Consider the following 26,366-nt stretch of genomic DNA (forward strand, 5'->3'; position numbering starts at 1 on the left):
CTGTACCTTGAAATGACAAGGCAAAAAAGGCACGCCAACGACCAAAAAGGTATCGGAAAACCCAATATTAACCGAGACAAGGCCCGTAACACGGTTGCGACAACCATTAAGGTATCGCATGCAGGGACCGGTTTTGGACAAAACACAGGGTTATCTAATTATTTTGAAAAAACCTTACATGCCTTTTGTCTGCATTTTGTTTACAACAAATACAGGACATTTCCCGTTGGGGTAGCTTCCGTTTGAAGCTTTCCACAAGCGATCAGGCTGCGGGCAAAGTTATCTTTTAGTGTAAAAAAAAGAAATTTTTTGCCCTTAATTCTCAATTTTCTATACTTGCAATTAAATAATAGTGTAACAAACGGGATAAACGGTAAGTAAAACGTATGATCGGGGAAAACATCGCAAGGCTTCGCAAGAAGCAAAACGTCAAGCAGAAGGAGCTGGCCGAAAAGGTAGGCCTTTCGGTGCAGGGCCTTATCAAGTGGGAAAAAGGCTCGGTGGAGATTCCTTACTCGGGGCTGTCAAAGGTGGCCGAGGTACTGGGCGTACCGCTGGATTACCTGGTAAAAGGGGAGCCGGCACGTGTGATCTCCTTTATCAACTCCAAGGGGGGCAATACCAAGTCTTCGCTGCTGCGCCAGATCGCCATGGGGCTGATTACCTTGGATGAGGGAACCCGTGTGCTTTGCGTCGATACCGATCCGCAGCAGACGCTGATGATGTATGCCGAAAACGGGGTGCACGAGCGCATTGCCGTGGAGGCGTTTGACTCCCGCTCGATTGCCGTTTCTGAAAAGTACCGCAAGCTGATTGACGAGCAGAAGTATGCCTACGACTATATCCTGGTGGACACTGCGGGTTATGTGGCCGTTACGGACCTTTTGACCAGCATTATCGCCTCTTCGGATGTGGTGGTGCCGATCACCCTGAACGAAACGGCTTTGGGGCCTACGATCTCCTCGATCAGCAACATTGCCGAGGTCAGGGACAGCCTTTCGCTGCCGACCCGCATTTTCGGGATCAAGAACCGTGTGAACCGTTCGGTGAAGGAATCCAAGATGCCTTTTGAGCTGGACGGTTATTTGGGGCTAAAGCTGCTGGAAAATTACTTGCCGGACAGCATCCGCTACCAGCGGGATACCAACTTTTCGGATACCGACGTTTCGGAAGAAGTACAGCTGATGGCCCGCGAGCTGCTTGTAGGCCTTAGCGTATAATCCTTTCCGTTTTACCGTATTCCCTAACGATATCATTACCCATGCTGAACCTGGATAAATTCAAGGCCAAGGAGGCCGAAAAAGCCAAGAACCATTCAACCGATTTCCAGCAGGCTGCCCAAGCCGAGGAGCAGCGGCAGATTACCTTCAAGACGCCGGCGGGATTCCATGTGGATCCGGCACTGGAGGCGCTGATCCGAAAGCAGACCGAGCAGGAGGCTGCCGAGTTTGAGGAGTCTGTACAGAAGGAGGGGGTGCGGGAGCCGATCCTCTACTGGCGCCACAGCGTTGGCCATTCGGTGGTGGAAACCGTGGTGGATGGTCACCACCGTTTGCGTGCTGCCCAGCGCCAGCGCATTGAGTATGTGCCTTGCCGTGAGCTGCACTTTGCTTCGGAGAATGAGGTCAGGATCTGGATGCTCAAGAACCAGCTGGGGCGACGGAACCTGTCGGATGCGGAGAAGATCTCGATCGGCTTGCAGCTGACCGCTTACCTGGAGGAGGAAGCCAAGCGCAACCAGGGCCATGGGGTAGAGAGTGAGAAGATTGACCGTTTGGCGCAGGTAGCCGAGCTGACCGATACCAGCCGCCGGAATGTGTCGAAGATGAAGAAGATTGCAGACTCTGGCGATGATGCGCTGAAGGCGGCCGTGATGGCGGGTGAGAAAAGTATCCACCGTGGGTATGAGGAGCTGAAGAGTCGTGAGCAGGAAGAGGAGAAAAAGCCTACTGCCAGCAAGGGCAAGCTGTATGCGGAGCCTGTCAAGAAGCTGTTCCGGAAGGCGGAACTGTGGAAAGCGGGCAAGCTGACCGATGACCAGTTTCGGGATGAGATGGAGAAACTGATGGGGTTAAGTGATTGAGAATAAGTAGGGACTTGAGTTTGTGCAAATTTGCACAAACGCTTTTGCCTGTAAAGATATTCGAGTTTTAATACTGAAAACTTAGGAGTGGGAGACCCTTGTGCAAATTTGTATAAGGGTCTTTTTTGTGGGGTATTTTTAGTTAGATGTAAATGACATCATTTGAATATATGTATATAATTCATGTTATTTAAGTACAAGACACTTAGCTAAACACCACTATCTGAAATGAATGGATTAATCAAAAAATACAATTTAAAACGTTTGGAACTGATCGATATGGTGGGAATAGCTTCTATGCAAATCGCTCGATACGATAAAGTTGGAGAACTTCCCAGAGGCTTTGATTCAATTGGGGAGCTGAGACAGTATCATGAAATGCTGCTGAAGCAGTATGAGATGTATACTGAAGTGTTTGAGGACTTACTGAAATATTCTTCCACCTAAAAGGGCGAACACTGCCGCAACTGCGAACACCCAAACCTTTGCCGGGGGGTGGGCCTGGCTACTTAAAGTCTAGGCGGACATCCGTTCTGGCTATTTGGGAGGGAACTTCTTGCTTTTGGCGGGACAGACCCAAGTGGCTTTTTTGTGTGCCGGATGGCTGCTCCCGATGGCACGGCAGACCGAAGTGGCCAATAGCGGGGTTTGGCTGCCGTTGCCCCTGCGGAAGCCCGAAATGGATTTGCAGGTAGGTTGGCTGGAGCAGGCCTGCCGCTTACCTTTCCGCTGCCAGTTTTTCGCCTTCTGTCTCCAGCCTGATCTTGGGTAATTGGTACCTTGCTTTCTTGTACAGTTCGGCTCGCAGCAGCAACATTTTCCTTAGGCTTATGGCCACTTTCTCCTTTTCTGTCAGCAGTTGTTTCTGTTTCAAGAGTAGTTCCATTGGGGTGATTTCGTGCTTTTCGTAGGCCTCCTTGACTATGGCAAACAGCTTCTCTTCCAGTTGTAGGATTTCCTCCAGTACCTGATGGTGTTCCAATTCCCCTATTAGCGTTTGATGGTCGATCATAACTTCCTGCAAAAGGGCATTCATCTCCAGCTCGTTTACTGCCTTGATTGCCGATAGCTTTACTGTTTTGACTTGGGTAGCCTGCCTTGCCTCATAGACCTTTCCCGTTCCCCAGCTTACCGACGGCAACCCGAAGCTGAAGCCTACTGTGGGCATATACTTCATCCACTTTCCCCGCTCCAGGTATAGGAATTCTTCCTGCTCTGCAGCCATCTTCCTGTGGTAATATTCCATGACCGATGCACTTAACGAATCGACGGATACGACACTGATCTGTGCCCAACTACTTGTACTTATAAAAGAAATCACCAATCCCACGGTTAGCATAACTTTTTTGTAATGGGGGGTGTGGGGGGTATACACTTTTCGCATTCTGTGTACACAGTTTTTGGGGCAAATGTTTACACTTTTTTTCAGGGTCAAATTTTGCATTTCCAAGAGGTAGAGGGGTGGTACAAATCCAAGGGGCTAGAAGCTGGAGCGTTTGAACGAATTGAAGAAGTAGCGGGCAAACAGCATAAAGATCATAAAGCAGCCTCCGATAAACCGCAGGGAGGTGTCGCCCACCTCAGCGGCGAGGTAACGCAGTACGGCAAGTCCGCCAAACAGCAGCAGGAAATAGATGCTCATATCGATCTGCTGCAACTCACGGCCTACATAGTTCTGCACGATCTCGGCGACCACTTCGCGGGTCAGCTCCGGTTCCTTGGCTAGCCTTTCACACAAGTCCACCATCATGCGGGGGTTGCCTTGGCTGGCCTCGTAGATCGCATTGCGGGCATAGGTATAGTCCTCGAACTTGATACCTGCCGATAGCCGGTAGATCATCTTCAGGCTGTCGGCTCTTGATAAAGGTTTCAGCTCGATACGTTCAAAGTTCCACAGGAAAGTGGAGTTCTTTAGGCTTACACTCCTGGCTGCGGTGATTATTACAAAGTGTCGGTTGAGTTTCTCGAGTGCTTTCACTACGGTGGGGGTGACCCCGTCCATATCCGAGATTTGCAGTACATATTCCCCCTTCTGCGTAACTGCCATCAGGATATCGCAGCAGCTGATAAGCGACTCCTTGCTGAGCCGGTTGGTGAGTTGCTCTTTGGAGATATCGCCAAACATCAGGCGCTTCAGCTCTTCCTTGTTGCCGTCGAGAATAAAAAGGATCGCATTCAGCACCGACTTCTTGAACTGCTTGGTGTCGTCAAAGACCAGTGTAGGCCGCAGGGCGCAGACGTTGTCCAGCAGCTGCTTTTTGCCTACGCCATAGGCACCGGTGATAATTACGTTCACCCCTTTTTCCAGTGCCGACTGGATTTTCATCACCTCCTCTTTCCGGCCGATCAGAAAGTCCTTGTCCAGTTGCTGGTAATTCAGGTTCAATACCCTTTTGCGGGAAAAGCGTCTGCGCAGTGTTTTAAGCCAGCTTTTCTTTTCGGTGCGGTTGATCATCTGACGCAGCTTCTCCTTATCCGCATGGGCATAGATCAAACTAGTGTCCACTTTCTCATGGCCCAGCAGGTCCCGGATATCCTCCAGCTTGGCATCCTCTGCCCTTAGGTGCGTGGCAAACGTATGGCGCAGCTTATGGGGATAAAGCTGTAGGTTGGCTACTTCGGGTACTTGCCTTTCGAGCCGCTTGAGCATATTGTAGACGGCGGCCCGGCTGATGGGTTTGTTTCGGTAGGTAAACAAGAGCTGTTCCCGTTCGATCCTTTGGCTGGAGCAGTAGTGGACCATGGCTTCCAAGAGGTCATCGGCCATGGGGATTTGCCTACTTTTTACTTTGCCCCGCTTTTTCAAACTCTTTTCTACGGTAAGCATCCGGTGCTTGAAATCGATATGGCGCAGCCGGATGGCGAGCATCTCGGAGACCCGTAGGCCGGCACGGAGCATCAGCAGCACCATCAGCCGGTGACGTGGGTTGTCGATACTTTCCAAAAGGGTAGAGGCCTGCTGTCGGGTCAGGAATTTTGGGGAGGTGGTCATAAATATTTGATAGTTAAAATCTTATATGCTTAGTGTTATGTGAAATGTATATGGTACTTTTTTGTAAATATTAGATGTAATTGGATTTGAACTATTCTAATATGAACTTATCTTTATAAGATAAACTATTTTTTAAAAGCTAAGAACTAAACTAACATGAACAAGGAAAGAGCAATAACATATAGTCTATTAGCCCATATAAGAAATAAAGGAACTTTAGTGGAAGGACCTATAGATATATTCAAGCCTCTTATTAAGAGAACTCTATCAAAACTTAGTAAAGATAGGGGGCAAATGAAGGGAAATGGAGTTAATGTAAAAGGTAATAGTATTCTTGAAATTAAAAAAGTGTCTGATGAGTTATACTCAATAGATTTTCCAATTCCAGTATTGAGAAATATTTTAAATGAAATTAGTGATGATATAAATACAAATGGAATTACTCATTTTTGTATTTATCAAGATAACTCTTTTGAAATATATAATTATGAATTTGATGATTATGATGATGTAATTAATAAACAAAAGAAAGTTGTGAATAACTTGGAGAAGTTATATCTTGATTTCTGTAAGTCTGAAGGTTTAAAAAATGTAAAAGGCGGGTCTATTTTTAAATTTATTGAAAAGAATAAATTTAACTTATCTAAGTATATATCAAATAAAGAATATTTAAATGGTAATAATTATACTCAAGAAGCTAAGTTTATTAACTTTTTCAAGAAAATACCTCAAGTGTATGAGCAAATTAAAGATATATATTTAGGAGCTATTATTACTAGTTTTATTGAATATGAAACTACTGATATTGAAAGGGATGTTGAATTGCTGTTAGATACTAATTTTATAGTTAGTTTGATTGATCTGAATACACCTGAATCTACTCATACATGTAAGACTCTTATAAATATAGCTAAACAAGAAGGGTTTAAAATTAAGGTTTTAAAAGATACTCTTGAGGAGACTAAAGGGTTGTTGACAGCTAAAGCATCAAACTTTCATAAAAGTTTTTTACAGAAAAAAATAAATTCAGAAGATGTTTATAATGCATGTGATAGAAAAGGATTTACAAAGGTTGACTTAGAAAGGATTATAGATAATATAGAAGATATAATAAAAGATCTGGATATACAAATAGTTTACTTAACGGATAAAGATAAAAATAAAGCTAGATTTTCAAATGAATTTACATCTTTGAAAAATGTGAGAAATAGTGAGCAAGCAGCTTTACATGACTCTTTAGCATTATTATATGTTAAGGAGAAAAGAGGGGGATTGGTTAAGGATTTTGATAAAGTTAATTGTTGGTTTGTGAATAATTCTGCTTCATCTGATAGTGGATATAATATAAATAAAAATAGATATCAGCCTGAAACAATTAAAGCAGATGAGCTATTAAATATCTTATGGCTCAGTAATCCTAGAGTGAATAAGTCAATAGATTCTAAAGATTTAGCTGAAATAGGATTAACTTCAATAGTGTCATTTACATTAAATAAAGCTTTACCCAAAGCAAAAATAATTCGAGATTTAGATGAAAATATACAGAAGTATGCTAAAGAAAAAATAACTGATCAAGATATAATTAGGATATCAACTAGAATAGTTGATAATCAATTAAATGATATTGAGGAACTTAATAGCATTTCTGAAAAGGACCAAAACTTATTTGTTAAAAGACTTGAAGAAGAGTCTAAGAAGCAAAAAGAAATTGATGATAGAAGAATTGAAGGTATAGAGAGAATAATGAAAGAATTTGAGGGTAAGATAAATAAGACTGAAGAGTTATATAAAAAAGTTCAAAGGTCTAATAAAGAATCAAAGGAAGATAAAGAAAATAAAAATAAGTATATTAAAGAGTTAGAGGATAAAATTAAGCGATCAGAACAGAAAGAAAAAGTCGTGAAATTAAAGGAGTGGGAAGATGGTGAGTTGATGAAGTGGAGAAGGAAATCTTGGATTAATTTATCTATATGTATTTTATTAATAATTACTAGTTTTGTAATTATTTTTATCGTATGCGATGGAGATACTGAGAATTTTAATGAATTATTAAAAGGTATTAAATCAAGTGTTTTGTTTCCATTATTTTCTACTTTAATAAGTCTTATTTTTTCAATTTTCATACTAAAGGCATTGTATGATAAATATCATAATCATTCAAATATTCAAAACTACTTGAACAGATTAGATAAGCCTGATTATTTATAATGGTGTTGTTTTATTAAATGTTTACCATATTAAAATAAAAAAAATAGTATGATATTAACTTTAGATATTTAATATTTAAAATATTATACCACAAACCCTTTTCCCGCTAGGCGCAGCTGAGTAGCATTTTATTTGATTGGAATAAGGACCTGCAACCTTGGTTGCTGGTCCTTTTGATTTATGATTAAGTGCCTCTACTTTTTCAGCAGTTCATCCAATGCTTCTACTGCCTTATCAACTGGTTGGGAGCTATGGTAAGATAATGCTTGAAGCAGCCTGGATTTGAGGGTTTCCTCAAAACCCTTTTCCCCAAAGTCTTTTATCTCGAACGAGATGGCGAAGATATGGTAAAAGGCTCCACCTAATGAGCCTCCGGTGCCTGGCTTCAGATGGGTTGAATAGGAGATATCCTTCAGCTTCTCTTTTAACAGGTCTCCGTATAGGGTATTGCTGCTGTTGAAAAGTTCAAAGAAAGCGACAAACTCCCCCTTGTCTTTCACCCTTTTTATATCTACCCAAACCCTGAACTTGTGTGCTGCGTCAAGATGATTTTTTATTGTTTCTGAGAGCAGCTCGCTATCTGCATTGAAGTGGAAAAACTTATGCTTGGATGGGTAGATACTCGAGGCGTTAAATCCTGCTTCGGCCATGGCGTTCACTACCGCATTGGTGACATACCTTAGCAGGTCGGCATCGAGGTTGATCAGTTTTTGAATGTTTTCTGCATTTTCATGAAATGATGTGAGTGTTGCATCCATTCTTTGTAAGTAGTTTTTGTCTTGATAAAATGAGTTGATGTTTGAGGTGTATTCTTTCAGGAAGAGCAGGTGCCTGTCGTCACTTCCCAGATAGACGGTGGGTAAGTTTCTGATTACCCTGTCTGCCAGCTCCTTGTGCGTGATGTTCACAAATGGAGGGTTTTCAGGCATTGTAATGGGGTGGAGCGAAAGCACAATTCCCAGCTTGTGGGGGCCATCCACCTCAACTGCATTCCAGTATTCTTCCAGGTCGTTGTAGAGGGCTGCATCCAGCTTGTTCTCGATGATGATGGCCCACTTGGGGTTTCCCTCTTCTACCGCTTCACATTCCTTGAGCACGAGGTCAATATACTTGCCTTTTGGGGTCAGGATTTCCCGCTCTACCGTGAACTGTGTTTCATAGTTTTCCCTGTCCGACTCGAAGCTGGGCATCTTGTCTGCATACAATCCCAGCAAGGCATCGAAAAACAAGGCACCTAAGTTGTGCTCTTCTTCCTTGTCCAGGTAAAACCTTAGCATGTTACTGTTGACGGTTTCCCGTTTGGGAAAACCTGCTATCTCGAAGATGTTTTTTCGGGTGTCAGGTTTTTTTGGAAACTCATTGACCAGTGATGCAATCCAGTCAAAGTTCATGGGTGTTTCATTCATTCTTATTCTGTCCTTTAGGTTATCAGTTATGTTGCTTGAAGCCTAACTTAGGCTATAATCTATTTTACTTCTATACCCATTTTATGCCCATAGGGTTGATATTCACTTGTCCGTTAGCTGCCATTAGCAAAGTGATGGTGTTACTGTTTGAGGCTTTGGCTACCTTGCTGGTGAGGGGCACTGCTAGTATGGTTTTAGGTTTTTCATATTAACTAATTTTGGGATTGACAGTTTTTAATTACTGCTCTCATCTTAGTTCTGAAATTATCCCATACTTCACTATCCCAGTCGCTTTTTTCCAATTCTTCTTTATATGAGTTTAGTTTTTTATCAAGTTCATCAGCAAATTTTGTAGCATTAATTGTCTTGGCTTCCAGAAGCTCTTTTTTAGGGTCTCGATTAATCATCCAACCTCCTGTAGTCTCTCCTTGATGTAGAATACCACAACGGATATGCTTATAGAAAGTAGTAGCTGACAAGGTGTTAACATTAAATATTGGATCTTTTTCGAAGAATTTTTTAAAGGCCTTTTGAGACTTTTGTTCAGTATCAGGCCATCCTTCTCTAAAAGATTGTAGTGTTTCAATTAACAAGCAACAGTTGGCCATAATAGCAAATCCATTTTTATATTGTGTTTTGAAGTTGTCATCATTATGTTGAAAGGGCTTTATATAACGACTATGCAACCTGTGGTAAATAAACTCAGCAATGGTTTTCCTTTTTTTATCTATATCCTCTTCTGCAAGCCAGTTGTTATAGATTTCGATTGTAATCTCAGTAGGGGTATCACTACTATCTTCATAATAACGAGCTAGTACTGTTCCTGAATGGTTCATAATTTTATTAGTTTTAGTTTATTTGTATCCAAGATATAAAATTACGGTGATTTGATTACCCGCCTCACCACCGCATCAAATACCTGTATCTTTTCCATCTCCATCAGCAACTGCTGCCGCTCCCGATCGAGTAGCAGCGTATCAGCCGTGACCACTTCAAAGCCCTCGATTTTAGTCTTCAGCGTCTTTAGCTCCCCAATCGCCTTGCCTTTTTCATAGTCACTCATTGCTGTAAACCCTTCCATCAGTAACTGTCGTTTTGTCTCCAGTTGCTTTAACGCTAGCCTGCTAGACTTCTCTTCTTGCCGCTGCTCAAAGATTCGGGCCTCCAGCTGGAAAAGCTTTTCGGTAAGTTGCTCACTGCGCTTTCGGGTAGGCTGGATCGTTACATGCTGGCTGTTGGTAAGGGTGGCGGAGTTACCCGTAGCCAAAAGGCCTGAGCCGTCCGGATACTGGAAAGGTTCTTCACTTCTGATTACCGCTTCAATAAAATGACCTGCCAGCAGTTGATTGAGTGAGTCGGCGCTAACGGAAACAAGGCTGACCGTCTCAATCCGGTAGCGAGGGCCATCTGAGAACGAGAGCAGCGGCTCATCGCTGCTGACCAGTTGCAGTCTGCCTGAGACCATCAAGAGCGGTTTGCCGGATTGGAAGGTGACCACATCACCTTCGACGGACTTAAACCGGGCGTGTAGCCCACGGCCTTTTTGGTATTCCTTCTCCAGGTGCATCACTGTAGAGAAGGCCTCGTTGTATTTGGTCCAGAAGCCTTTTTCATACAGGTCCCAGCAAAGGAAGTTCATTCCGATAAAAGCAAAAAACACCAGTGCCTCTGAGCGCAGGTCACCCGCCCGCAGCCGCATGGCAGGATTGGCGGGCAATACGCAGCGACGTTTGGTGAACGGTATAAAAAAAGGGATGCCCGCTCTAGTGCACATATCAAATACGAGGTGCGAAAGGTAGGCCAGGCAAGCAATCAGGGCGTAGGCATGGTGGGAGAGTTCCAGGGCATTCTCTACAAGCAGCACCATGGCGGTCACGGCAACGAGTGCGGGAAAGGAATGGGTAATGGTGCGGTGGCCGTAGTGGGTGTCCAAATACTTGGCCACTGGGTAAAACAGCTTGCCAATTAGGCTGGAGCGGTGGTCCACATCCGGCAGCAGGGCAAAGAAGGCAGTAGCGGCAATCCGTTCGGGGGTCTCGAAGATATTGGTGTCTGAGAAGCTGGCAAAGGTGGCCGTGAAGGCAAAACCGCCTGCCAGGTGGTTGAATCCCATCATAAAGTACTAGCGTGGTTGATGTAATCGGTATGTTAGGAGGCTATAGACCTTGTTAGTTAATTGGTTTTGTGTAACTTCTGATAAGTCCTTCCCAAAAGCAAACCAAACCAATATAAAACCTATGAAAGCCTTACTTACCAGCTTGTTACTGTTATTTCTATTACCGTTAGCTGCCATTTGCCAAGATGGGGTAAACCGCAGCCTTCACCGCCCATGCCGCCTGTTTATCCAAAATAACAGCACCGAGATGGACATGACCTTGCTGATCAGGTTGACAGAACCCCGTCAGATTGTTTTCTACTACAACGGCAAGGAGCTGCGGCGCACCAAAGCACGGACTGGGGACTGCTATATGCGCCTGGAGCAGCAGCCAATTCTAGGGATTCAAACGGCGGTATGTCCGACAGAATACCGGATTTACCTTACCAGTGAGCTGGAGGAAGGCCAGTGGTTTATCGATGCGGAGCAGGAGCGGTGCAAGGAGTGTGACTTTGCGCCGGATGAGGAGAAGGGGCCTCAGGAATGGCGGGGAGTGTGAACACTATTGTTTTTTTTGTAAAGCTAGGCGATGTGATTGTCAAATAAAACAGGGCATTGATAAAGTGAACAGGGTGGAATCCGAACAAAAAAACTTAATTATCCAATTAAAGCAACTTAAAACTATTATCATCTATCGGAGGCCTTTCATTGTCCGGCAACACATGCAAAGGACTTTGAGAAGCCTGCAAAAACCTTAAAAGTATGAACAAGCACTATCTGCAATCGAAAGTAAAATCAACGGGCACGACCTATCTGTTCTGGTTCTTTTTTGGGGCCCATTATGCTTACCTCGGGATGTGGGGCATCCAGTTCCTGTACTGGTTTACGCTTGGGGGCGTAGGGGTTTGGGCCTTGATTGACCTTTTCCTGATACCTGGCAAAGTGAGTCGTTACAATGCCAAGCTGTTCGCTCAGATAGACCAGCTGGAGAAGAAGGAAAGGGATGAGGACATGGCCCGGAACATTTCCATGATACAGGCATCCAAAACAGATAGTAATGAGTAGGTGGCTACTTCTTTTACTGGTTCTGCTCACAGCCGCATGTAATATAAGTGAGAAAGATTCCGGTGTATTTGACAGTGACAAGCTGCAGGGCAGATACAAGGTGGACCTGACTCCTTTTGTGACTGAGGCACTCGGCACTCAAGAGGAAAAGGACGGTTGGGAGAAAATGGGGCAAGGGTTGATGGTGATGGCACTCTCTTCTGTCGAAATGGAGTTCAGTTTCTACGAAGGGAATCGGGCAGTTGTACATATGGATGGGGGGCTGGTCGATTTTGCCATGGCTTTCAGCGATGAGCCGATGAAGAAAACGCATGAACTGACCTACAAGGTAGAGCAGGACTCCGTACTGTATGTAAAAGGAGAGCAGGACCAGGATTTTAGGAAATGCGGGGTGATACAGCAGTATAGCGAAAGTTATGATCACTTCAAGCTGCTGGTGGGGAATGAAGGCGAGAAGAAGTTCTACCTGGACATGCACAAGGTAAAGGAATAGCGTATTGACAAGCCGCTTGATCGGTTATAAAAGCAGCCTGATACACGATCGTTTCAGGCTGTTTTTTTATGCTTATCCTTGGCTATTGCGGTGATCATAGATCTAATAAAGATCGGGACATGTGGCGATGGGTTTAAAGTATTTGTAAGAAAAGTAGGCTACTTTAATGATACTATTGTAGTTGTATTATTTCAAGAACACTTATTAAATCATATTTTTTATAATCATTTTAAAACTAAAACTAATAATGAGAAAAGCACTCATCTCCTTGTCGATGGTAGCATTACTTACTGGTTGTATGCAAACTAGATACATTACAGAACAGTATATCAAAACCAATGTAGAGAAGCACACAGAAGGAGAGTATAGTACGATTAGAACCTATACTGTATTTAAGGGTAAATCATATAATAGTAATTCTTATTTAGAACTCACAGGTTATAAATATAGGGATATTTCAAAATTGGTAATCGGTGCCGATAAATATTATCCGGACCGGAAGCAATTCGAGACTGATCAGACAAGAATAGCAGACATTACTTATATAGAACTGACATTAGAGCAGTGTAAAGCTATTTTACAAAACTATCAAATCCTTCAGGAGAAGATTAATAAAGAAAAACCTCTAAGAAACGAGGAAGTTTATCATGACTATACTGTATCAAAAGATTTATTCATTAGCTATAGAAAAGCGAAGGGGAGTATCTCGTCTACCTATATTGAATTTTGGGTACAAGGGGAGAAGTTTGTTGTTTCTACACCGATCATTATGGACAAACTTCGTAAGTTCATGGACTATGTAAAAGTGACTCCAGTACAGAATAAGGCTGTGTAATTGATAAATATGAGTCATCCCAATAATAACTCGGGATGACTCATATTCCGGTTATCCTCAACCTTACTTATTAGGATTGTCCTTTTTATTATCATCAGATTTCCCGAAGAACTTCTTGGTAGAGGTATTTATAAAAATATTTTGGATTAATTATAAAAAGAATCCTATACTTACAGTAGCATCAAGAATCCCATGGAAGGGGATACCAACCGAGCAAGACAAGCCACGGTGGTCCAGTGCGATGTGGTCCGAACCTCTTTTGGAGCAGGACAAAAAAATGCGCCTCACTATTTTCCTTCCCATTTCCTGATGCCATTTGGTTTATTTTTCACAACAAAACTAGAATGGTAATGGCAACACAATCATTTACAGAACTAATCAAGGAGTGTCGCTTGACGCTACACCGTGACAGTACCGAGCAACTGGTTGGGTACTTTAACAGACTCGTGGGCAACAAGGGATTTGCCACAAGAAAGGGGGCATATATGATTGCCCTTGCAGGAGAGTTGATCTCACGTGACCCTTCGCTGGCATCGAAGATAGTGTGTCAGTCTTCCTACCTGGAATTATGGCCCATCTACAACCTGAATAGCTGCCAACTGCTGTTTGGGGGCAATTGTATATCATTTGACCGGTGTATCAAGCTGAAAGAGGGAAAGCTTTCGATTGAGAACTGATTCCTCTTGCATGGGCCTGACTTCGATTGGGAGGAAGGCCCCCCTTCATTTTTACTGAAACAAGACTTCAATACCATGGAAAAGGTATATTACTGGTTCATTGAATGGCTGACCTCGCCTGTCACGGATTACATGACAGATCTAAGGGTTATGTTTATAGTAACAGTTGTTATGGGAGTGCCTTCGTGGCTTGATATAAGGGCTCTTAAAAAGAGGATTGCCAAGTCCAACAAGGAGCTTGAAGACGAAAAAAGGGGGAGAAAGAAGTGAATTTCGTAACTTCTCTTCCAAAAAGCGATGCCCGACAAGTTTAGCCCCGAAGTACGCAGCAGGATCATGGCCTCGATCAAGGGCAAGGATACGAGGCCTGAGCTGATTGTGAGGCGCTACCTGCACCGCCATGGCTTCCGCTTCCGGCTGCACGGCAGGTACAGGGGCAAAGTCCTGCCTGGCAAACCTGACATCGTGTTACCCAAGTACAAGACCGTGATCTTTGTCCATGGCTGCTTCTGGCATGGGCACCAAGACTGCAAGTACTACAAGCTGCCCAAGACCAACACAGAGTTTTGGCGTTGGAAAATCGCTCGGAACCGAGCCAATGACATTAGCCACCGTATGGACTTGTTGAGGGAAGGGTGGAATGTGATGACGGTTTGGGAGTGTGCTATTAGGTATGACAAAGAAAGGACCCTGAAAGTGCTAGATAGCTTGGTTGATATGATCAAGGTATGAGAATAATACTATTTATTGCTATAATGCAAACCAATTGTAAAAGCTAAACCAACTTAAACGTGAATCCATTTTTTATCCCCAATGAGGGGGAAGAACGCCTAATTGAGATTATCCAGAAATACTGTAGGGAAGAGTTTAGCCTGATCCGGATGACGGAAACAATGCTAAAGAAAAGTATTATTGACGCCTCAGGGGAGTTGAGGGAAATCCTCAAGCAAGGGAGAGTTGTGGATTTTAGTACAATGCCTCAGGGCGATGAGGGAAAGGTCTACTACAATACCGCCATCTTATCACAGAGCGAAGTGGCTGAGCAGAGGACCAGCTACTACCGGCCGAATACCAAGAAGGGGGACCCCCGATTCTGGCCATCACGCCTGCCCCGTTATGCGCAATCCAATGACTTGGTATACTTCACTGTCTACAAGGGACAGGTGATTGCTATTCCTCTCCGGGATACAGAGGGCTTTGAGGGTATGCTACTATCCTATTTTGGGGAGCCTGAAACAGCTGAGGATTATGTTGGCACCCTGATAAGCGAACTGAGAAAAATAAAAGGACAGTGGATAAGAAGTGTAAGCCCTCACAAGCTGAATCCAAAGGATGTGGGAGAAACATTGGAAAAAGCGCTGGGGATTCCGGTGAACAACCTCAAGAATGCTGACTACATGGGAGAGATTGAGATCAAGGCAAAAAGAGCGGCAACCAAGACAAAGGATACACTTTTCAGTAAGGTACCTAACTGGGACATTAGCCCTGTACCAACGGCTACAGATATGATGCTGACCCATGGCTACCAAAGTAAAAAGTACCCAGGGTACCAAGACTTGTATGTGACGGTAAGTAATACCCCGAATGCACAAGGTCTTTTCTTACAAAGTATTCCAGACAAGAACTTGCTGGTACAGAAGGCTGGACAGCTTGATGTAAACATTGACACCTGCTACTGGGAGTACGAGACCCTTAAGGAAGCGCTCTATAACAAGCACCCCAAAACGTTGTGGGTGGTTGGCGAACACAAGCTTATAGAAGGGGAGATCCACTTCCAGTACACGAAGGTGCAATTGACGCAACGACCAATTTTTTCCCAGTTCATTTCACTGATCGACCAGGGAATTGTCACTTATGACTGGAGAGGGAGAGTGCTACCGGATAGGACAGGCTATAAGGACAAGGGGCATGCCTTCAGGCTTAAATCAGCAAAAGACAGGGAAAAGCTTTTTGGCTCGGTAGAGGATATTGAGCTATAACTTTTGTAAAAAAACTAAAAACTAAAATGATGAATTTAATCGAATCTTTGAGAAAAAGAACTATTGATCAACTGTTTAAAGTGGAAAGCTTCGAAAAGCACTGGGAGCGTTGGCAAGTGGAGATTGAGAATAAATTGGGAGATGAAATAACAGCTGAAAAACTGATTGACTTAGGGGATCATCTTTCTGAAATTTTTCAGACAACTACAGAACCTGGTAGGTCCCAAGATACTTTATCTGGAGGAGGGACTGCTTGGGAATGTCTAATAACTTGGTATATCAATATGTGCAGTATTGGAAGCCGTGTTGTTGCATTTAAAAAAATGAGTGAAGTCCCTGAACCTGTAAGACGGGCGATTACAGTAAACTATGTCAATTTTAAATGTAATACAGAATCGGATATCACTGTTATTGTCTTCCCAGATAGGGACGAGTATACTCGCCCCATCAATGATATAGAATTAACAGACAGTAAGGGACGATTTAAGATCAGTAACAGTAAAGGACTTACAAACAAAAAGAGAGCTCTGGATTTTTTGTCTAATAGGGACTATGAATCTTATGAAGTGGGAATTGTCCAATGCAAAACAAACTGGAATGACAATTCACAAATTCCAATGATGTGGAGCATGATTTATAATGCTAACTCTTTCAGGGATCCCAATATATCTTTAGGGGATGCATCTTACTCATTAGACAGAATAAATAGATTCAGTTACTCATTTGTTACAGTACCTTCAAACAAAAATGAGTTTAAATCTGATTCAGTTGCCGTAAGAAGAGTAATATTGGGGTAAAGGGCATCGCCAAGGAGTTGTGAATTCTGTAAAGGACATTTTCGGTAAAAATTTCAGGAATGGATATTCTCAAAGGCAACAGATATGTTTGCAGAATGCACTGGAGGAAATCAATTCGACTTACAGTTTTATGAATCTTTCAGCATCTCAACCAGTCACGCAGGCCTGATGTTTAATAAGCATCCCTGGATTTTTTCATAATTGTATCTTAAATTTGCACAATTAGAGTGTTAGGAACTAGATACAGACAACGTGAATCATATAGAACTGTTTGCAGGATGTGGTGGCCTTTCATTGGGATTGGAATCGTTAGGATTTGAACTGGTGTTTGCCAATGAACTGTCACCGATGGCCAGCGAGACATTTGCCTACAACTTCTTTGGAGAGAACCTGACGGAGTTGGCAGGAAGAGAGGAGCCAGCCCAAATGACCTACTGGCTCAATAGCCAGTTTGAACGCAATAACCTTACTCGAAGGCTAAGGGAAAATCCACAGGAGGTTCCCGATGATGGGACTGGACACAACGACTTGCTGGATGAAGATGCAAACATACAGGGTAGTATGGTGGTGGGCAATATCATTGAACTCAACGGCTTTCTGGAGACACAACCGGAACTGCTACAGCGCATACAGCATGCGCTGGATCTGGAAGGGGATGAGGTGGATCTTGTATCCGGTGGGCCTCCTTGCCAAAGCTTTAGTATGGCGGGCCTCAGGCAACATGACAATGCCCGTAACCAGTTGCCATGGGAGTTTGCCCGGTTCGTCAGGCTGGTGAAGCCGAAAGTGGCCTTGCTAGAAAATGTTTCGGGTATTCTTAGGGCTTTCGATATAGATGGAAAAAAGCATTATGCTTGGTTTGAGGTAGCCAAGGCATTTGCCACAATCGGCTATGTCCCGATTTGCCTGCATGTCAATGCCAAGTACACTGGCACTGCCCAGAACAGGCCGAGGTATATCATGCTGGCCCTGAGGGAAGATGTTTTTCAGGAGTTTCAGGCAGGAGACAGGAACGAGGTGGAGCTATCATTGCTGGAGAACTCCCATGTTTTCTATACAGCCGTACAAGGGGAACAAGAGAACGAGATGGAGCCAGTAATGTTCGGTGATCTGGAATACCATGATATTGAGAAAAACCCTGAGCGATTTACCAATACTTTTCTCGCGCCACTGCTACAATTCAAAGAAGGGCAGTGGAGAAGCGTGACCGATGCCATTGATGACTTGCGAGGTGAAGGGATTGCACAAAGTGCATATGTTCAACAGGTTAACCATGAACTGCTGGGAAACAGGATCCTTGGAGGCTTTGAGCTGGGTAATCACGAGCACAGGGGCAATGGGGAACTTGTACAGAGAAGGTTCAGGCTGTACCAGGTGCTGGAGCAAGTAGTCCCGGCAACCAAGAAAAATATCAACGCTTTCCTGAGAAGGCCAGATGAAACCATATTGGAGGATGGGACTGTTGCCGAAATGCTGAGGTTCGATTTCCTGAACGAGGAAAACTATTATATCCGATTCAATGATGGATTGGAACTGGACCAGTACCTACGTACCCTGCTCACCAAGAAGCAGACACAACGGGCCTTGGTGGCAAATCGACCGGCACCGGCAGCACTGTCCATACCGGATGATGCCTGTCACTACCACCATGACGAGTTAAGGACCCTAACTGTCCGTGAGATGGCCAGAATACAGTCGTTCCCAGACTGGTTTGAATTCCGTTCGAAGGTGACTACCGGAGGGCAAATGAGAAAGTTTGAGGTACCGCAGTATACGCAAGTAGGGAATGCAGTACCCCCATTGCTGGGTAGGGCATTGGGGCAAGTAGTGACTAATGTACTAAATGCCTAATACCCTTTTGCATTTAAGCACAAAAAGAGGCTTGATATCTAGTATTTCAAGTCTCTTTTTTTGTGCTTAAAATTTAACAATACACAAAATTATCCTTTTGTTGGTATTAAATATTAGGCATACGAATAAGCAAATATTTAAAAGTTGATATGTACGATCAAAAGTAGTAATACTTCCCCTTCTGTACCATTTTTAATAAAAATAATTGATATAACTATTGTTACGATTGGAACATTTTAGCTTTTGTAAAGCAATGACATGTAATATTTGCATTTCAAAAATTGTAACATTATACACATTTAAAGATGTTAAATAACTCACTCCTATTAAATATATATTTGAATAATAACTCCTATATCAATATAGTTATACAAATATATATTACTTATTGATATAGATTGAATAAGTATTTTTTTGTACATATTATACATTCATCGTTTTCAACCAAATTTTTTATTATGTCTATAGCAAGACAATATAATCGACTTAAAAGAATTGATTATCTAATTCAAAAGAAAGCTACCGGCACTCCTCATGAGTTAGCTTTAAAGCTAAATATCTCGGAAAGAACCGTGCGACTTATCATTTCTGAAATGAAGAGTTATGGTGCAGAAATATATTACTCTAAAATTCATAGGAGTTATATATATAAGTATGATGGAGAGTTTATTTTAAAGTTTAACATTTTTTAATTTAATGGAAATTATATTACCGCTTCCTTTAATATGTTTGCATTATTAATCTAAATTTTTTTTAATATTTAATTATAATAACCTATGAAGTATTCAATTTTTTTCTCCCTTCTATTATTTTTTATATCATCATGTAATGATAATTCTGAAACCCTAAAGCCCGCAGATTTACAATCTTATGAAAGTTTTGTAGATACACATCAGTTTTCAAAATTTGCTAGTTATGAACAAATATGTTCCGTCTGGGGAGATTTTGCTAGCTATCAAAAATTCTATGATAGTCGTAACTCACTTCGTTCTAATAATATGTCAGGTTCAAATGAAAGAAGTGTATTTAGAGGCTACAGAGTTGGGTTAACCCAATTTGGTGGTGGTATAAATCAATTTATATCTGTTGAGCCAACTCTCTATATATTAGATGCTGCTTGGGAATATGGATTAGACCTTCCCTATTCTGATAGAGCTGGTGCTAGTAGCTCTTGTGCTTGCAAATTAACTAGTGGTACAGTTGATCAGTCTGAACAGTCTTATTTAAATGCAGAACAAATTGAACAAGGATATGTACTAATTTGTGTTGCAAAACCTACAAGTGATTGTAACTTAACAACACATATGGAAGAATTTTTATATTAATACTATATATAATAAAACACATTATTTTATCAAATAATGTGTTTTAAATACTTTTATTATGAGGATTATATTTATAATAATTACATTAATATGTATATCAAGTTGCGGTTCAAAAGTAAGTGGTGATAAGATAACATATTTGTCAAATGAAAATTACTTATATCTTGATGAGGATTACAATCCAGTAAATTTAAATAGCCAAATAATTGATTCTATTGCAAGAGGAGCTAAAGTTTTCAATAATCCATTAAAAACAAAACAAGAAATAGTTTCATTACTTATTTATGATAAAAATAATTATGCTGTAGGTCCTTCAAATTTAGAATTATATAGATTAAATGTTGGATGGCCTATAATTGGACAATATTTTATGGAAGATAGTGCTACTGTAAAAAATTGGGGAAAAGAATTAAACCTTAAATATCCTTCTGATTTACTGAGTTATTTCAATGATAGTACAATTAACAGTGTCTTTAAAAAAGAAAAAGAATTAAAACTAAGGGAGAAATGCTATTTATTATCAAAAGACTCTACAGTTTTCAATTTAGGTATTGAAGAATTAACATATTTTTCTTTCAAATTAGGTAGATCACACAATCATACTCATTGAGTATGACTTGTTATTTTTAATCATTAGTCTACTTTTTGTAAAATCCTTATCTATTATTTATAGATAAATGACAAAAATTTAGGAGATATTAGATATTCACTATTCATAATAGTTAGAATATTTTCACACACTAGATATTCTCTATACAGACGCCTAGATAATATAAAAGACTTCATACATAGCTTTGACCTCATTCAACACAGTAATCCGTTCAGTTATATCCTTTTCAGACCGGTATACCCCAAAGAACTTTTGAGAATTGTATTGTATAGGTCCAGTATCCAAAACCCATACAATAATCATTATGGTGAAGACTTTTCAGTACTCCAGAAACTCATCCAGCCCTTCTTCCTTAAAAGGTGCAGGTTTTTCTAAAGAGCAACGAAAAGGTTTAGCAGCCCTTGCACCAAGAAACTTGTATATTTTCCCTTTGGCATAAGATGACACTCTGATTCATACTGTATTTCTTCGTGCCCCACGAAACCATACCAACTATCTGGCATAGCTCCTGAGGACTTTATGGCTATTGGTTTAATTGCGCTACTACCTATATAAGTAGTAGCGCAATTATAAGCCTTGCTCAATTAAGTTCAAAGATTAAATTATAATTAATCTTAATAAAGATAGCAAATAACGAGCATACAGAAAAAAGACTCACCTATACTTAGGATATGTAGCTGCCCAACATGAAAAAAATCAAAGTAATTGTTGTGCAACTAAATACAGTTGCATAACTTAAAGCAAGTAACCATCTAAGCACCTATAACAATGAAACATTTCAAGTACAAAGGCTATACAGGTACCATAGAATACTGCACAGAAAACAAGCAACTGGAAGGAAAAGTGCTTGGCAACCATGCCCTACTCACCTATAGGGGCAGTACTGGAGAGGAACTGGAGCAAAACTTTATCAAGACTGTAGACAGTTATCTAGATGCTTGCAAGAAGCAGGGCATAGAACCTGACAAGCCATACAAGGGGAGTTTCAATGTACGCATTTCTCCAGACTTGCACCGCAGGGCGGCTCAGTTGGCAATAGATCATGACCAGTCACTGAACACTTTTGTGGAGGAGGCCATTGAGCGGCATGTGTCCATAGAGGACTTTGGCCAGGCAATCAAGCTGACGCGTGGAAGGTTTGGAGATGATCTTTCCAACTGCCTGAATAAGATGAGCCAGGAGCAGCGGGTACTGCTGGTGGCCAATGAGGAGCAGCCCTTTGCTGTAATTCCTCTGCCGGGTGGAAATTCCCTGAGTGAGACGATTTACCTGCTGTCCTCTAGAGCCAATGAGGAAAGGCTGCGGGAGTCAATCAGGCAACTGAAGCGAGGGGAAGGAATAGAAATGGATATGGAAATTTTTATGCGAGAGGGAAAGTTGGTTCCCAAAAAACATGTGAAAAGTAAGGAGTAATACTTGATGGGGTATAGCAAAGCTTATTTAGGATAACCACTCTTATCTTATGAACACCTAACCTATTCGGAGGGTGGGCTTCGCATCCAAAACCTCCGAACAGGCTACAATATTAGCCACTAGTGCCGGAAAAGCGAAAGGCTGGAGGCGAAAGCGGACAGCAGACCTAGCCGGTCACACCGAAGTGGGTTTTAGCGCGATGGCCGGCTGCTGAACGCCGCCGGAAGTCTGAAGTGAGCGGGTTGATAGTTGAATAGGTCTATTAGTTAGTTACAATCTGCAAAACAAGAAATCCCCACCGGCTTTGACTTTCACTAGTGTAGATTTTTCACATTCTAAGAAATGAGAAAAGTCTTGTAACTTGACTTTCTGTTATATAGACTTCGATCTTAATGAAACAGTGAGCAATGGATATGGCTTGTCAAATTTGGAAGTCTTTTCTACACACTGTTCACCAACTGTAAGATCCATGGCATCGATCCTTACGAATAGCTCAGGGATATACTGGAGAGAATTACTTCACATCCAATCAATCGGATAGAAGAGCTGCTACCTCAGAAATGGAAGCAAGCCAATCAGCAGCAGGAGAACTTCATAAAAGAAACCCTTTGGGAGACGCTATACCTCCCAAAGGGTTTCTGTTTTTTCAAATATGTGGTTTACCGGATGGTTACCTAATCCGGAGTATTTCTTAGTTGAATAGGATACTCATCATGTTAATAATCTGTCAATTACTAATTTTAAATGGTACTCTATTTAGCATGAATCCTTCTTAAAAGATGCTACAATTCGCAGGGCTTACGCCAAGTAAAAGCTCCTTAATTTTCAGAAGCTTTGCATTTTCCTTTTAGTTGTCAATCGGTTCAAAGGCCGGATTATCAGGTGGGAATATTACCTCAATCTCAGGGAGTGGCTTGAGGTTATCACCTCTCAATGAAATCAAAGAATCCCTATTTCTTCTAAAGAACCTTTTTTGTCCCCCTGTCAATAGATTTCTGTCATATAAATATTTATAATAGCCAATATGAAAAATTGTATCAACCTTTCCATTTTTAGGCTTCATTTCAAAATAGATAGTTGTGTCACATTTTACCAATCTGAAATTCAGAAAACTACTATCCGTTTCCAAATCATAATATCCCATTAATTCTGAGTCCTCAGTTTCTAAGTACAGGTTCAAAAATGCTTTATGCGCATCGCTTTGACTTTCCAAGTCAAAAATACCACCGCCCTGTCTAGTGATTTTCCATTGGGAACTCTCAGAAATCATTAAAGTTGGACATTGGTTGCTGATTTTTTCTAACAACATATCCTGAATCATCATTTGTTGCTCACCTTCATTTTCTTGCTTTGAATGAGAACAGGCTATGAGACACAACAAAAAAAAAGAAAACAATAAAATTCTATAGTCCAATCCTTTGTGCATAATTATGAAAATCTATGTGATCTGTAAATTCATTACGGGTAAGTTCCTGATATTGAAAGATATTGAAAACCACTTCAGGGAAATACCAGGAGAAACAATCGAATCTTAATACCTCTGGTTTTTAAAACACACAACTCGGATTCACATTGATAATCTAAAGATTGACCGTATCTGATGAGAATTGAGGGAATAAAAAAAGACACTATCCCAAAAAGTGTGTAAATCAATTTTAATTATAGGAACGAGTTGGTGGATTAAAACCAGACTCGTTCTTCAAATATATGGTATTCCCGATTAATGGAGAAAAGTTCAGTAGGGCTTGGAGCAGCGTAGTAAGCTTCTCCTCCACCTTAAACCACCCGCTAACTTCCATTGGACAGGCAGCGGGGTGGGATTATCGATTGAAGTGTATCTCTTTCCGTTAGCTGCTATCAGAAAAAAAGAAGCCCCAACTGCTTTTATTCAGTTGGGGCCATGAGCTCAAGAAGTCTTCAAAGTATGTACGAAATAAGCGACTATTAAGAACGGTATAAGCGGCTTGGTTAGCAAGTGCAAACTGTTGGCATTCCTTACACCTCCCTAGCGGCGAGTACCTGCCTCAATACTGCTGGCTGTTTTTGCAGGGTGCGGATAATGGCGGCCACCTTCTGTCTGCCTCTCAGGATAAAGTGATCGTCTTGGGCTAGGCTGATAAAGTAGACGCTGCCCAGCTTCTTCTTGCTGATACCGGCCAAGAGGTAACGCTTCGGTTGCAAGGCCATCCCATAGAAAGCGAGTTGCCGGTCATAATCAAAGCGCTCGGCATCCGAGATAAAACCCTCCAGACTCGCTGCTCTGGTGGTCTTGAGGTCTGCCACCAGCTGCCGCTCCCGCAGCAGGTCAATTCTGGCCTTGCAATCAATCTTTGTGATGGGGTCTTGCCACAATACCACTTGTTCCTTTCGGGTATAACAGCGTGCAAGCAGTTTTTCAAGGGCAGTGTTTTGCCTTGCGGCAGCGGCCAGTAGTTCTACCTTCTGGGCGGTGACTTGATCCGTTTCGGCTTTCCATTGCTGCCACCGCTCCGGCTCCAGTAGGCATAGGTGTACGGCTCTGCCAAAACGGAAGGCTGCCATGGGTTTGCTGTATGGAATACCCGCCAGCAGGTGCTTGGCTACGGTCAGGTCTGAGTTGGAGAGTGCCGGAAGGCGGCGGTAGTATTCTTCGGGCATGGTGATGATCTTGTAGTTGACTTTTAGCATTGGTATCTGTGGTTTTGTATTGTTCTTTTTCCTTGATGGAAAAGAACCAAAAAATCAAGGCTGTGGAGCTTGGGCTAAATTCTTCTTCCTTCGGCTAAAAATGCTGTAACTCGCTACGCTCAAACAGCAGCATTTTCTTTACGCCTCTGTCTGTCGAATTCTTTACGCCCATGCTCCAAGGCCGATTTCAATACTGTAGTACCGACTAGGGGTTCAGTCGGTTAAGTTCCTCGCGGGCGGCTTCTATCCTAGCCACCTCATAGCGGTGGAAGGCTTCCAGTTGGCAGGCTCCCGTGATGGTTTCGGTGCGGTAGAGTTTCATTCTGGCGGTGGCGGCTTTCAGCTTTTTGGTGGCTTCGGGGTCTGCCACTTCAAAGTCAAACTCGGCTATAAAGTACTTGGCGTTTGCTTTCTCGTTTTTCTTTTCCGAGAGGCTACAATGCAGGATAATCTCTGCCATGGTCACTTCGGAATAGAAGAGCTTGGCTGCTAGCCCTTCCAGATTCTCACGGCTGTAGCCGTGAAAGAGTAAGGCGGAAAGGCAGCCTTCGGCATCGACAAAAAACAGCTCTACCCATTTCCTTCTGTCCATGCCCAATATCTCGTCGGTAAAGAAACGCCAAGCCACGGGCTGAAAGGCCATTTGATTGCCCAGCGGCTCTATGCCGTTGAGGTTAAACTGTCCTGCCTTGCAGTCTGCCCGATACTGCTTTGGGGCGCCTTCGTAATATTTCACGGTATTTTGCGCTTTGCTTCGTGTGGTGTTTTTCATAGCTTCTCTAGCAAATGATGGTTTGTTAATATGTTATGTTGTTATGGGGCAGCTTCCAGCGATGGAAACTGCCCTTTTGTTATATATGCAGGTCATAAAAGGCTTCGGTGATTTCGGTGATAAGTCCGAGCCTTTCCACAAGGTCCGTGACATTGAGCCACTCGCCGCAGGGCTGCTGCACTTCTACCGTATGCAGGGCAAAACCGCCACGGTAACCCGTTTCGGGGTCGTCCCCGTCCACATACCCCGCTACCCTGAAAAGGAACTCCCCGCTAAACACTTCGGCGGAGAGCTCGAAAAGGTAAAAGCCTGGCATCAGCATTTTTCAATGGTGATTTTGTGGTGCTCGATGCTGACCTTGACCTTTTCGCCAGCGGCAAAGCCAGCGGTTTGGAGCTGTTTGCCTTCTAGGGCTAACGAAGGGAAGCATACCTCGCGGAAGCGGCGGCGGTAGTACTTCCGCTGCATAATCTTGAAAGTGGTTTTCATGGTTGGTGTGTTGGAATGGATGGGTGTAAAATGGGGAAGGCAATAGCCCGTAAAGGCTTACGGGCTGCAAGCATGCTAAAACGGCAGGTGGTTGAGCTCATCCTTTGAAAAAGATACGCCCCGCTCCGCTTCAAACTCCCGCCACTGGTGGCAGCGGCGAATAGCAGACAGGCGGACGCTGTAACGGATGGAGAGGTACATGCCAGCCGGCAAACCGATAATGCCGGTACAACGGTGCAAAAGGGAGAGCCACAAAAAAGCGGTATGGCGCAACTCCTGACGGTAGGCCAAATGATAGAGCATTGGCTCAGGATAGCGGGCTATATGGCTGAAATACTGCGCCATGGCCATAACAGTATGCTCCTTGACTACAGGCAGTAAGATTTTGGCATACTCAGGGGTGAAAATCTGCGGAGAATGGTTATTTTTCATAACGTTAGAATTTTTAAACGGGCTGCAACGGTTTGGCGACTTGGGCAGTCCGTTTTTTTTGTGGTTGGGTTTAAAATTGAACTTTTCAAAGAGGGGAGCGAAACGGCTAGCCTGCTCATTTCCTTAACTTGATACCTCAATATAGCCAAAAAATACCAAAATCACAACCTAAAACAC

30 protein-coding genes and 1 riboswitch are annotated in these 26,366 nt (G+C 42.6%); of the genes, 20 read left to right on the forward strand and 10 right to left on the reverse strand.

Annotation, left to right across the window (positions count from 1 at the left end; genetic code table 11):
- The first annotated feature begins 12 nt into the window (after positions 1–12).
- From V6R21_RS05670 to V6R21_RS05685, 4 genes are all read left to right on the forward strand, one after another.
- Positions 13–246, forward strand: a complete 234-nt coding sequence (locus tag V6R21_RS05670) for a hypothetical protein (RefSeq protein ID WP_334241659.1) — start codon at positions 13–15, stop codon at positions 244–246.
- A gap of 140 nt (positions 247–386) precedes the next feature.
- The gene (locus V6R21_RS05675) at positions 387–1,220 is read left to right on the forward strand and encodes a helix-turn-helix domain-containing protein (protein ID WP_334241661.1); all 834 of its coding nucleotides are present in this window, start codon (positions 387–389) and stop codon (positions 1,218–1,220) included.
- Positions 1,221–1,261: 41 nt separating this feature from the next.
- Positions 1,262–2,083, forward strand: a complete 822-nt coding sequence (locus tag V6R21_RS05680) for a ParB N-terminal domain-containing protein (protein ID WP_334241664.1) — start codon at positions 1,262–1,264, stop codon at positions 2,081–2,083.
- Between the two features lie 228 nt (positions 2,084–2,311).
- Entirely contained in the window at positions 2,312–2,530 is a 219-nt protein-coding gene (locus V6R21_RS05685; protein WP_334241665.1) for a hypothetical protein, read from the forward strand.
- A gap of 271 nt (positions 2,531–2,801) precedes the next feature.
- Here V6R21_RS05685 and V6R21_RS05690 read toward each other — a convergent pair whose 3' ends face one another.
- Both V6R21_RS05690 and V6R21_RS05695 read right to left on the reverse strand, forming a co-directional pair.
- Positions 2,802–3,467, reverse strand: coding sequence for a hypothetical protein (locus V6R21_RS05690; protein ID WP_334241667.1), 666 nt, complete (start codon positions 3,465–3,467; stop codon positions 2,802–2,804).
- Positions 3,468–3,563: 96 nt separating this feature from the next.
- Positions 3,564–5,075, reverse strand: a complete 1,512-nt coding sequence (locus tag V6R21_RS05695; RefSeq protein WP_334241668.1) for a tyrosine-type recombinase/integrase — start codon at positions 5,073–5,075, stop codon at positions 3,564–3,566.
- Between the two features lie 156 nt (positions 5,076–5,231).
- Between V6R21_RS05695 and V6R21_RS05700 the strand changes: the two genes are divergently transcribed.
- Positions 5,232–7,283, forward strand: coding sequence for a beta clamp domain-containing protein (locus V6R21_RS05700; RefSeq protein ID WP_334241669.1), 2,052 nt, complete (start codon positions 5,232–5,234; stop codon positions 7,281–7,283).
- 194 nt (positions 7,284–7,477) lie between these two features.
- On the opposite strand, the gene V6R21_RS05705 is transcribed toward V6R21_RS05700, so the two are convergent.
- From V6R21_RS05705 to V6R21_RS05715, 3 genes are all read right to left on the reverse strand, one after another.
- The gene (locus tag V6R21_RS05705) at positions 7,478–8,689 is read right to left on the reverse strand and encodes a PD-(D/E)XK nuclease family protein (protein ID WP_334241670.1); all 1,212 of its coding nucleotides are present in this window, start codon (positions 8,687–8,689) and stop codon (positions 7,478–7,480) included.
- A gap of 212 nt (positions 8,690–8,901) precedes the next feature.
- Entirely contained in the window at positions 8,902–9,525 is a 624-nt protein-coding gene (locus tag V6R21_RS05710) for a hypothetical protein (protein WP_334241672.1), read from the reverse strand.
- A 41-nt stretch (positions 9,526–9,566) separates the two neighbouring features.
- Complete coding sequence (locus tag V6R21_RS05715) at positions 9,567–10,805, reverse strand: metal-dependent hydrolase (protein ID WP_334241674.1); 1,239 nt, start codon at positions 10,803–10,805, stop codon at positions 9,567–9,569.
- A 121-nt stretch (positions 10,806–10,926) separates the two neighbouring features.
- Between V6R21_RS05715 and V6R21_RS05720 the strand changes: the two genes are divergently transcribed.
- The 13 genes from V6R21_RS05720 (at position 10,927) to V6R21_RS05780 (ending at position 21,829) form a co-directional block, all read left to right on the forward strand.
- Positions 10,927–11,343, forward strand: coding sequence for a hypothetical protein (locus tag V6R21_RS05720; protein ID WP_334241676.1), 417 nt, complete (start codon positions 10,927–10,929; stop codon positions 11,341–11,343).
- Positions 11,344–11,546: 203 nt separating this feature from the next.
- On the forward strand, positions 11,547–11,849 hold the full coding sequence (locus tag V6R21_RS05725; protein WP_334241618.1) for a TM2 domain-containing protein: 303 nt from the start codon (positions 11,547–11,549) through the stop codon (positions 11,847–11,849).
- A complete protein-coding gene (locus V6R21_RS05730) occupies positions 11,842–12,342 on the forward strand; it encodes a hypothetical protein (RefSeq protein ID WP_334241620.1) in 501 nt (166 codons plus the stop codon). The genes V6R21_RS05725 and V6R21_RS05730 overlap by 8 nt, the downstream gene beginning before the upstream one ends.
- A gap of 247 nt (positions 12,343–12,589) precedes the next feature.
- The gene (locus V6R21_RS05735) at positions 12,590–13,177 is read left to right on the forward strand and encodes a hypothetical protein (RefSeq protein WP_334241621.1); all 588 of its coding nucleotides are present in this window, start codon (positions 12,590–12,592) and stop codon (positions 13,175–13,177) included.
- 173 nt (positions 13,178–13,350) lie between these two features.
- Positions 13,351–13,464: riboswitch (SAM-I-IV-variant riboswitch) on the forward strand.
- Between the two features lie 63 nt (positions 13,465–13,527).
- Entirely contained in the window at positions 13,528–13,854 is a 327-nt protein-coding gene (locus V6R21_RS05740) for a hypothetical protein (protein ID WP_334241623.1), read from the forward strand.
- Positions 13,855–13,929: 75 nt separating this feature from the next.
- A complete protein-coding gene (locus V6R21_RS05745; RefSeq protein ID WP_334241625.1) occupies positions 13,930–14,124 on the forward strand; it encodes a hypothetical protein in 195 nt (64 codons plus the stop codon).
- 27 nt (positions 14,125–14,151) lie between these two features.
- A complete protein-coding gene (locus V6R21_RS05750; protein WP_334241626.1) occupies positions 14,152–14,586 on the forward strand; it encodes a very short patch repair endonuclease in 435 nt (144 codons plus the stop codon).
- Positions 14,587–14,645: 59 nt separating this feature from the next.
- On the forward strand, positions 14,646–15,833 hold the full coding sequence (locus tag V6R21_RS05755) for an MvaI/BcnI family restriction endonuclease (protein WP_334241628.1): 1,188 nt from the start codon (positions 14,646–14,648) through the stop codon (positions 15,831–15,833).
- Between the two features lie 26 nt (positions 15,834–15,859).
- Positions 15,860–16,630 (forward strand): hypothetical protein, encoded by a 771-nt coding sequence (locus V6R21_RS05760; protein WP_334241630.1) that lies wholly within the window; start codon positions 15,860–15,862, stop codon positions 16,628–16,630.
- Between the two features lie 252 nt (positions 16,631–16,882).
- Entirely contained in the window at positions 16,883–18,481 is a 1,599-nt protein-coding gene (locus V6R21_RS05765; protein ID WP_334241631.1) for a DNA cytosine methyltransferase, read from the forward strand.
- A gap of 776 nt (positions 18,482–19,257) precedes the next feature.
- The gene (locus V6R21_RS32465) at positions 19,258–19,806 is read left to right on the forward strand and encodes a 2Fe-2S iron-sulfur cluster-binding protein (RefSeq protein WP_334241633.1); all 549 of its coding nucleotides are present in this window, start codon (positions 19,258–19,260) and stop codon (positions 19,804–19,806) included.
- Between the two features lie 58 nt (positions 19,807–19,864).
- Positions 19,865–20,416, forward strand: a complete 552-nt coding sequence (locus tag V6R21_RS05775; RefSeq protein ID WP_334241635.1) for a hypothetical protein — start codon at positions 19,865–19,867, stop codon at positions 20,414–20,416.
- A 768-nt stretch (positions 20,417–21,184) separates the two neighbouring features.
- Positions 21,185–21,829, forward strand: coding sequence for a toxin-antitoxin system HicB family antitoxin (locus tag V6R21_RS05780; RefSeq protein WP_334241637.1), 645 nt, complete (start codon positions 21,185–21,187; stop codon positions 21,827–21,829).
- Positions 21,830–22,676: 847 nt separating this feature from the next.
- Here V6R21_RS05780 and V6R21_RS05785 read toward each other — a convergent pair.
- Positions 22,677–23,153 (reverse strand): hypothetical protein, encoded by a 477-nt coding sequence (locus tag V6R21_RS05785; RefSeq protein ID WP_334241639.1) that lies wholly within the window; start codon positions 23,151–23,153, stop codon positions 22,677–22,679.
- Between the two features lie 383 nt (positions 23,154–23,536).
- Between V6R21_RS05785 and V6R21_RS05790 the strand changes: the two genes are divergently transcribed.
- Positions 23,537–23,680 carry a hypothetical protein gene (locus V6R21_RS05790; protein WP_334241640.1) on the forward strand — a complete coding sequence of 48 codons (144 nt, stop codon included), beginning with the start codon at positions 23,537–23,539 and terminating at the stop codon, positions 23,678–23,680.
- A gap of 144 nt (positions 23,681–23,824) precedes the next feature.
- Here the strand turns inward: V6R21_RS05790 and V6R21_RS05795 are convergent, their stop codons facing one another.
- From V6R21_RS05795 to V6R21_RS05810, 4 genes are all read right to left on the reverse strand, one after another.
- The gene (locus tag V6R21_RS05795) at positions 23,825–24,496 is read right to left on the reverse strand and encodes a PD-(D/E)XK nuclease-like domain-containing protein (protein WP_334241642.1); all 672 of its coding nucleotides are present in this window, start codon (positions 24,494–24,496) and stop codon (positions 23,825–23,827) included.
- A gap of 205 nt (positions 24,497–24,701) precedes the next feature.
- Positions 24,702–25,268, reverse strand: coding sequence for a hypothetical protein (locus tag V6R21_RS05800; RefSeq protein ID WP_334241644.1), 567 nt, complete (start codon positions 25,266–25,268; stop codon positions 24,702–24,704).
- Between the two features lie 79 nt (positions 25,269–25,347).
- Positions 25,348–25,590 carry a hypothetical protein gene (locus V6R21_RS05805; RefSeq protein ID WP_334241646.1) on the reverse strand — a complete coding sequence of 81 codons (243 nt, stop codon included), beginning with the start codon at positions 25,588–25,590 and terminating at the stop codon, positions 25,348–25,350.
- Positions 25,584–25,757 carry a SymE family type I addiction module toxin gene (locus V6R21_RS05810; protein ID WP_334241649.1) on the reverse strand — a complete coding sequence of 58 codons (174 nt, stop codon included), beginning with the start codon at positions 25,755–25,757 and terminating at the stop codon, positions 25,584–25,586. Before V6R21_RS05810 ends, V6R21_RS05805 begins: the two co-directional genes overlap by 7 nt.
- A gap of 147 nt (positions 25,758–25,904) precedes the next feature.
- Here V6R21_RS05810 and V6R21_RS05815 point away from each other — a divergent pair, with 147 nt between their 5' ends.
- Positions 25,905–26,138, forward strand: a complete 234-nt coding sequence (locus tag V6R21_RS05815) for a hypothetical protein (RefSeq protein ID WP_334241650.1) — start codon at positions 25,905–25,907, stop codon at positions 26,136–26,138.
- Positions 26,139–26,366 lie beyond the last annotated feature (228 nt).

The organism is Limibacter armeniacum, assembly GCF_036880985.1.
Lineage (GTDB): Bacteria > Bacteroidota > Bacteroidia > Cytophagales > Flammeovirgaceae > Limibacter > Limibacter armeniacum.

Excerpts from the sequence above, each read along its gene's own strand:
- V6R21_RS05670 (WP_334241659.1), top strand. The coding sequence starts at position 13 with ATGACAAGGCAAAAAAGGCACGCCAACGACCAAAAAGGTATCGGAAAA.
- V6R21_RS05675 (WP_334241661.1), top strand. The coding sequence starts at position 387 with ATGATCGGGGAAAACATCGCAAGGCTTCGCAAGAAGCAAAACGTCAAG.
- V6R21_RS05680 (WP_334241664.1), top strand. The coding sequence starts at position 1,262 with ATGCTGAACCTGGATAAATTCAAGGCCAAGGAGGCCGAAAAAGCCAAG.
- V6R21_RS05685 (WP_334241665.1), top strand. The coding sequence starts at position 2,312 with ATGAATGGATTAATCAAAAAATACAATTTAAAACGTTTGGAACTGATC.
- V6R21_RS05690 (WP_334241667.1), bottom strand. The coding sequence starts at position 3,467 with ATGCGAAAAGTGTATACCCCCCACACCCCCCATTACAAAAAAGTTATG.
- V6R21_RS05695 (WP_334241668.1), bottom strand. The coding sequence starts at position 5,075 with ATGACCACCTCCCCAAAATTCCTGACCCGACAGCAGGCCTCTACCCTT.
- V6R21_RS05700 (WP_334241669.1), top strand. The coding sequence starts at position 5,232 with ATGAACAAGGAAAGAGCAATAACATATAGTCTATTAGCCCATATAAGA.
- V6R21_RS05705 (WP_334241670.1), bottom strand. The coding sequence starts at position 8,689 with ATGAATGAAACACCCATGAACTTTGACTGGATTGCATCACTGGTCAAT.
- V6R21_RS05710 (WP_334241672.1), bottom strand. The coding sequence starts at position 9,525 with ATGAACCATTCAGGAACAGTACTAGCTCGTTATTATGAAGATAGTAGT.
- V6R21_RS05715 (WP_334241674.1), bottom strand. The coding sequence starts at position 10,805 with ATGATGGGATTCAACCACCTGGCAGGCGGTTTTGCCTTCACGGCCACC.
- V6R21_RS05720 (WP_334241676.1), top strand. The coding sequence starts at position 10,927 with ATGAAAGCCTTACTTACCAGCTTGTTACTGTTATTTCTATTACCGTTA.
- V6R21_RS05725 (WP_334241618.1), top strand. The coding sequence starts at position 11,547 with ATGAACAAGCACTATCTGCAATCGAAAGTAAAATCAACGGGCACGACC.
- V6R21_RS05730 (WP_334241620.1), top strand. The coding sequence starts at position 11,842 with ATGAGTAGGTGGCTACTTCTTTTACTGGTTCTGCTCACAGCCGCATGT.
- V6R21_RS05735 (WP_334241621.1), top strand. The coding sequence starts at position 12,590 with ATGAGAAAAGCACTCATCTCCTTGTCGATGGTAGCATTACTTACTGGT.
- V6R21_RS05740 (WP_334241623.1), top strand. The coding sequence starts at position 13,528 with ATGGCAACACAATCATTTACAGAACTAATCAAGGAGTGTCGCTTGACG.
- V6R21_RS05745 (WP_334241625.1), top strand. The coding sequence starts at position 13,930 with ATGGAAAAGGTATATTACTGGTTCATTGAATGGCTGACCTCGCCTGTC.
- V6R21_RS05750 (WP_334241626.1), top strand. The coding sequence starts at position 14,152 with ATGCCCGACAAGTTTAGCCCCGAAGTACGCAGCAGGATCATGGCCTCG.
- V6R21_RS05760 (WP_334241630.1), top strand. The coding sequence starts at position 15,860 with ATGATGAATTTAATCGAATCTTTGAGAAAAAGAACTATTGATCAACTG.
- V6R21_RS32465 (WP_334241633.1), top strand. The coding sequence starts at position 19,258 with ATGAAGTATTCAATTTTTTTCTCCCTTCTATTATTTTTTATATCATCA.
- V6R21_RS05775 (WP_334241635.1), top strand. The coding sequence starts at position 19,865 with ATGAGGATTATATTTATAATAATTACATTAATATGTATATCAAGTTGC.
- V6R21_RS05780 (WP_334241637.1), top strand. The coding sequence starts at position 21,185 with ATGAAACATTTCAAGTACAAAGGCTATACAGGTACCATAGAATACTGC.
- V6R21_RS05785 (WP_334241639.1), bottom strand. The coding sequence starts at position 23,153 with ATGATGATTCAGGATATGTTGTTAGAAAAAATCAGCAACCAATGTCCA.
- V6R21_RS05790 (WP_334241640.1), top strand. The coding sequence starts at position 23,537 with ATGGTATTCCCGATTAATGGAGAAAAGTTCAGTAGGGCTTGGAGCAGC.
- V6R21_RS05795 (WP_334241642.1), bottom strand. The coding sequence starts at position 24,496 with ATGCTAAAAGTCAACTACAAGATCATCACCATGCCCGAAGAATACTAC.
- V6R21_RS05800 (WP_334241644.1), bottom strand. The coding sequence starts at position 25,268 with ATGAAAAACACCACACGAAGCAAAGCGCAAAATACCGTGAAATATTAC.
- V6R21_RS05805 (WP_334241646.1), bottom strand. The coding sequence starts at position 25,590 with ATGCTGATGCCAGGCTTTTACCTTTTCGAGCTCTCCGCCGAAGTGTTT.
- V6R21_RS05810 (WP_334241649.1), bottom strand. The coding sequence starts at position 25,757 with ATGAAAACCACTTTCAAGATTATGCAGCGGAAGTACTACCGCCGCCGC.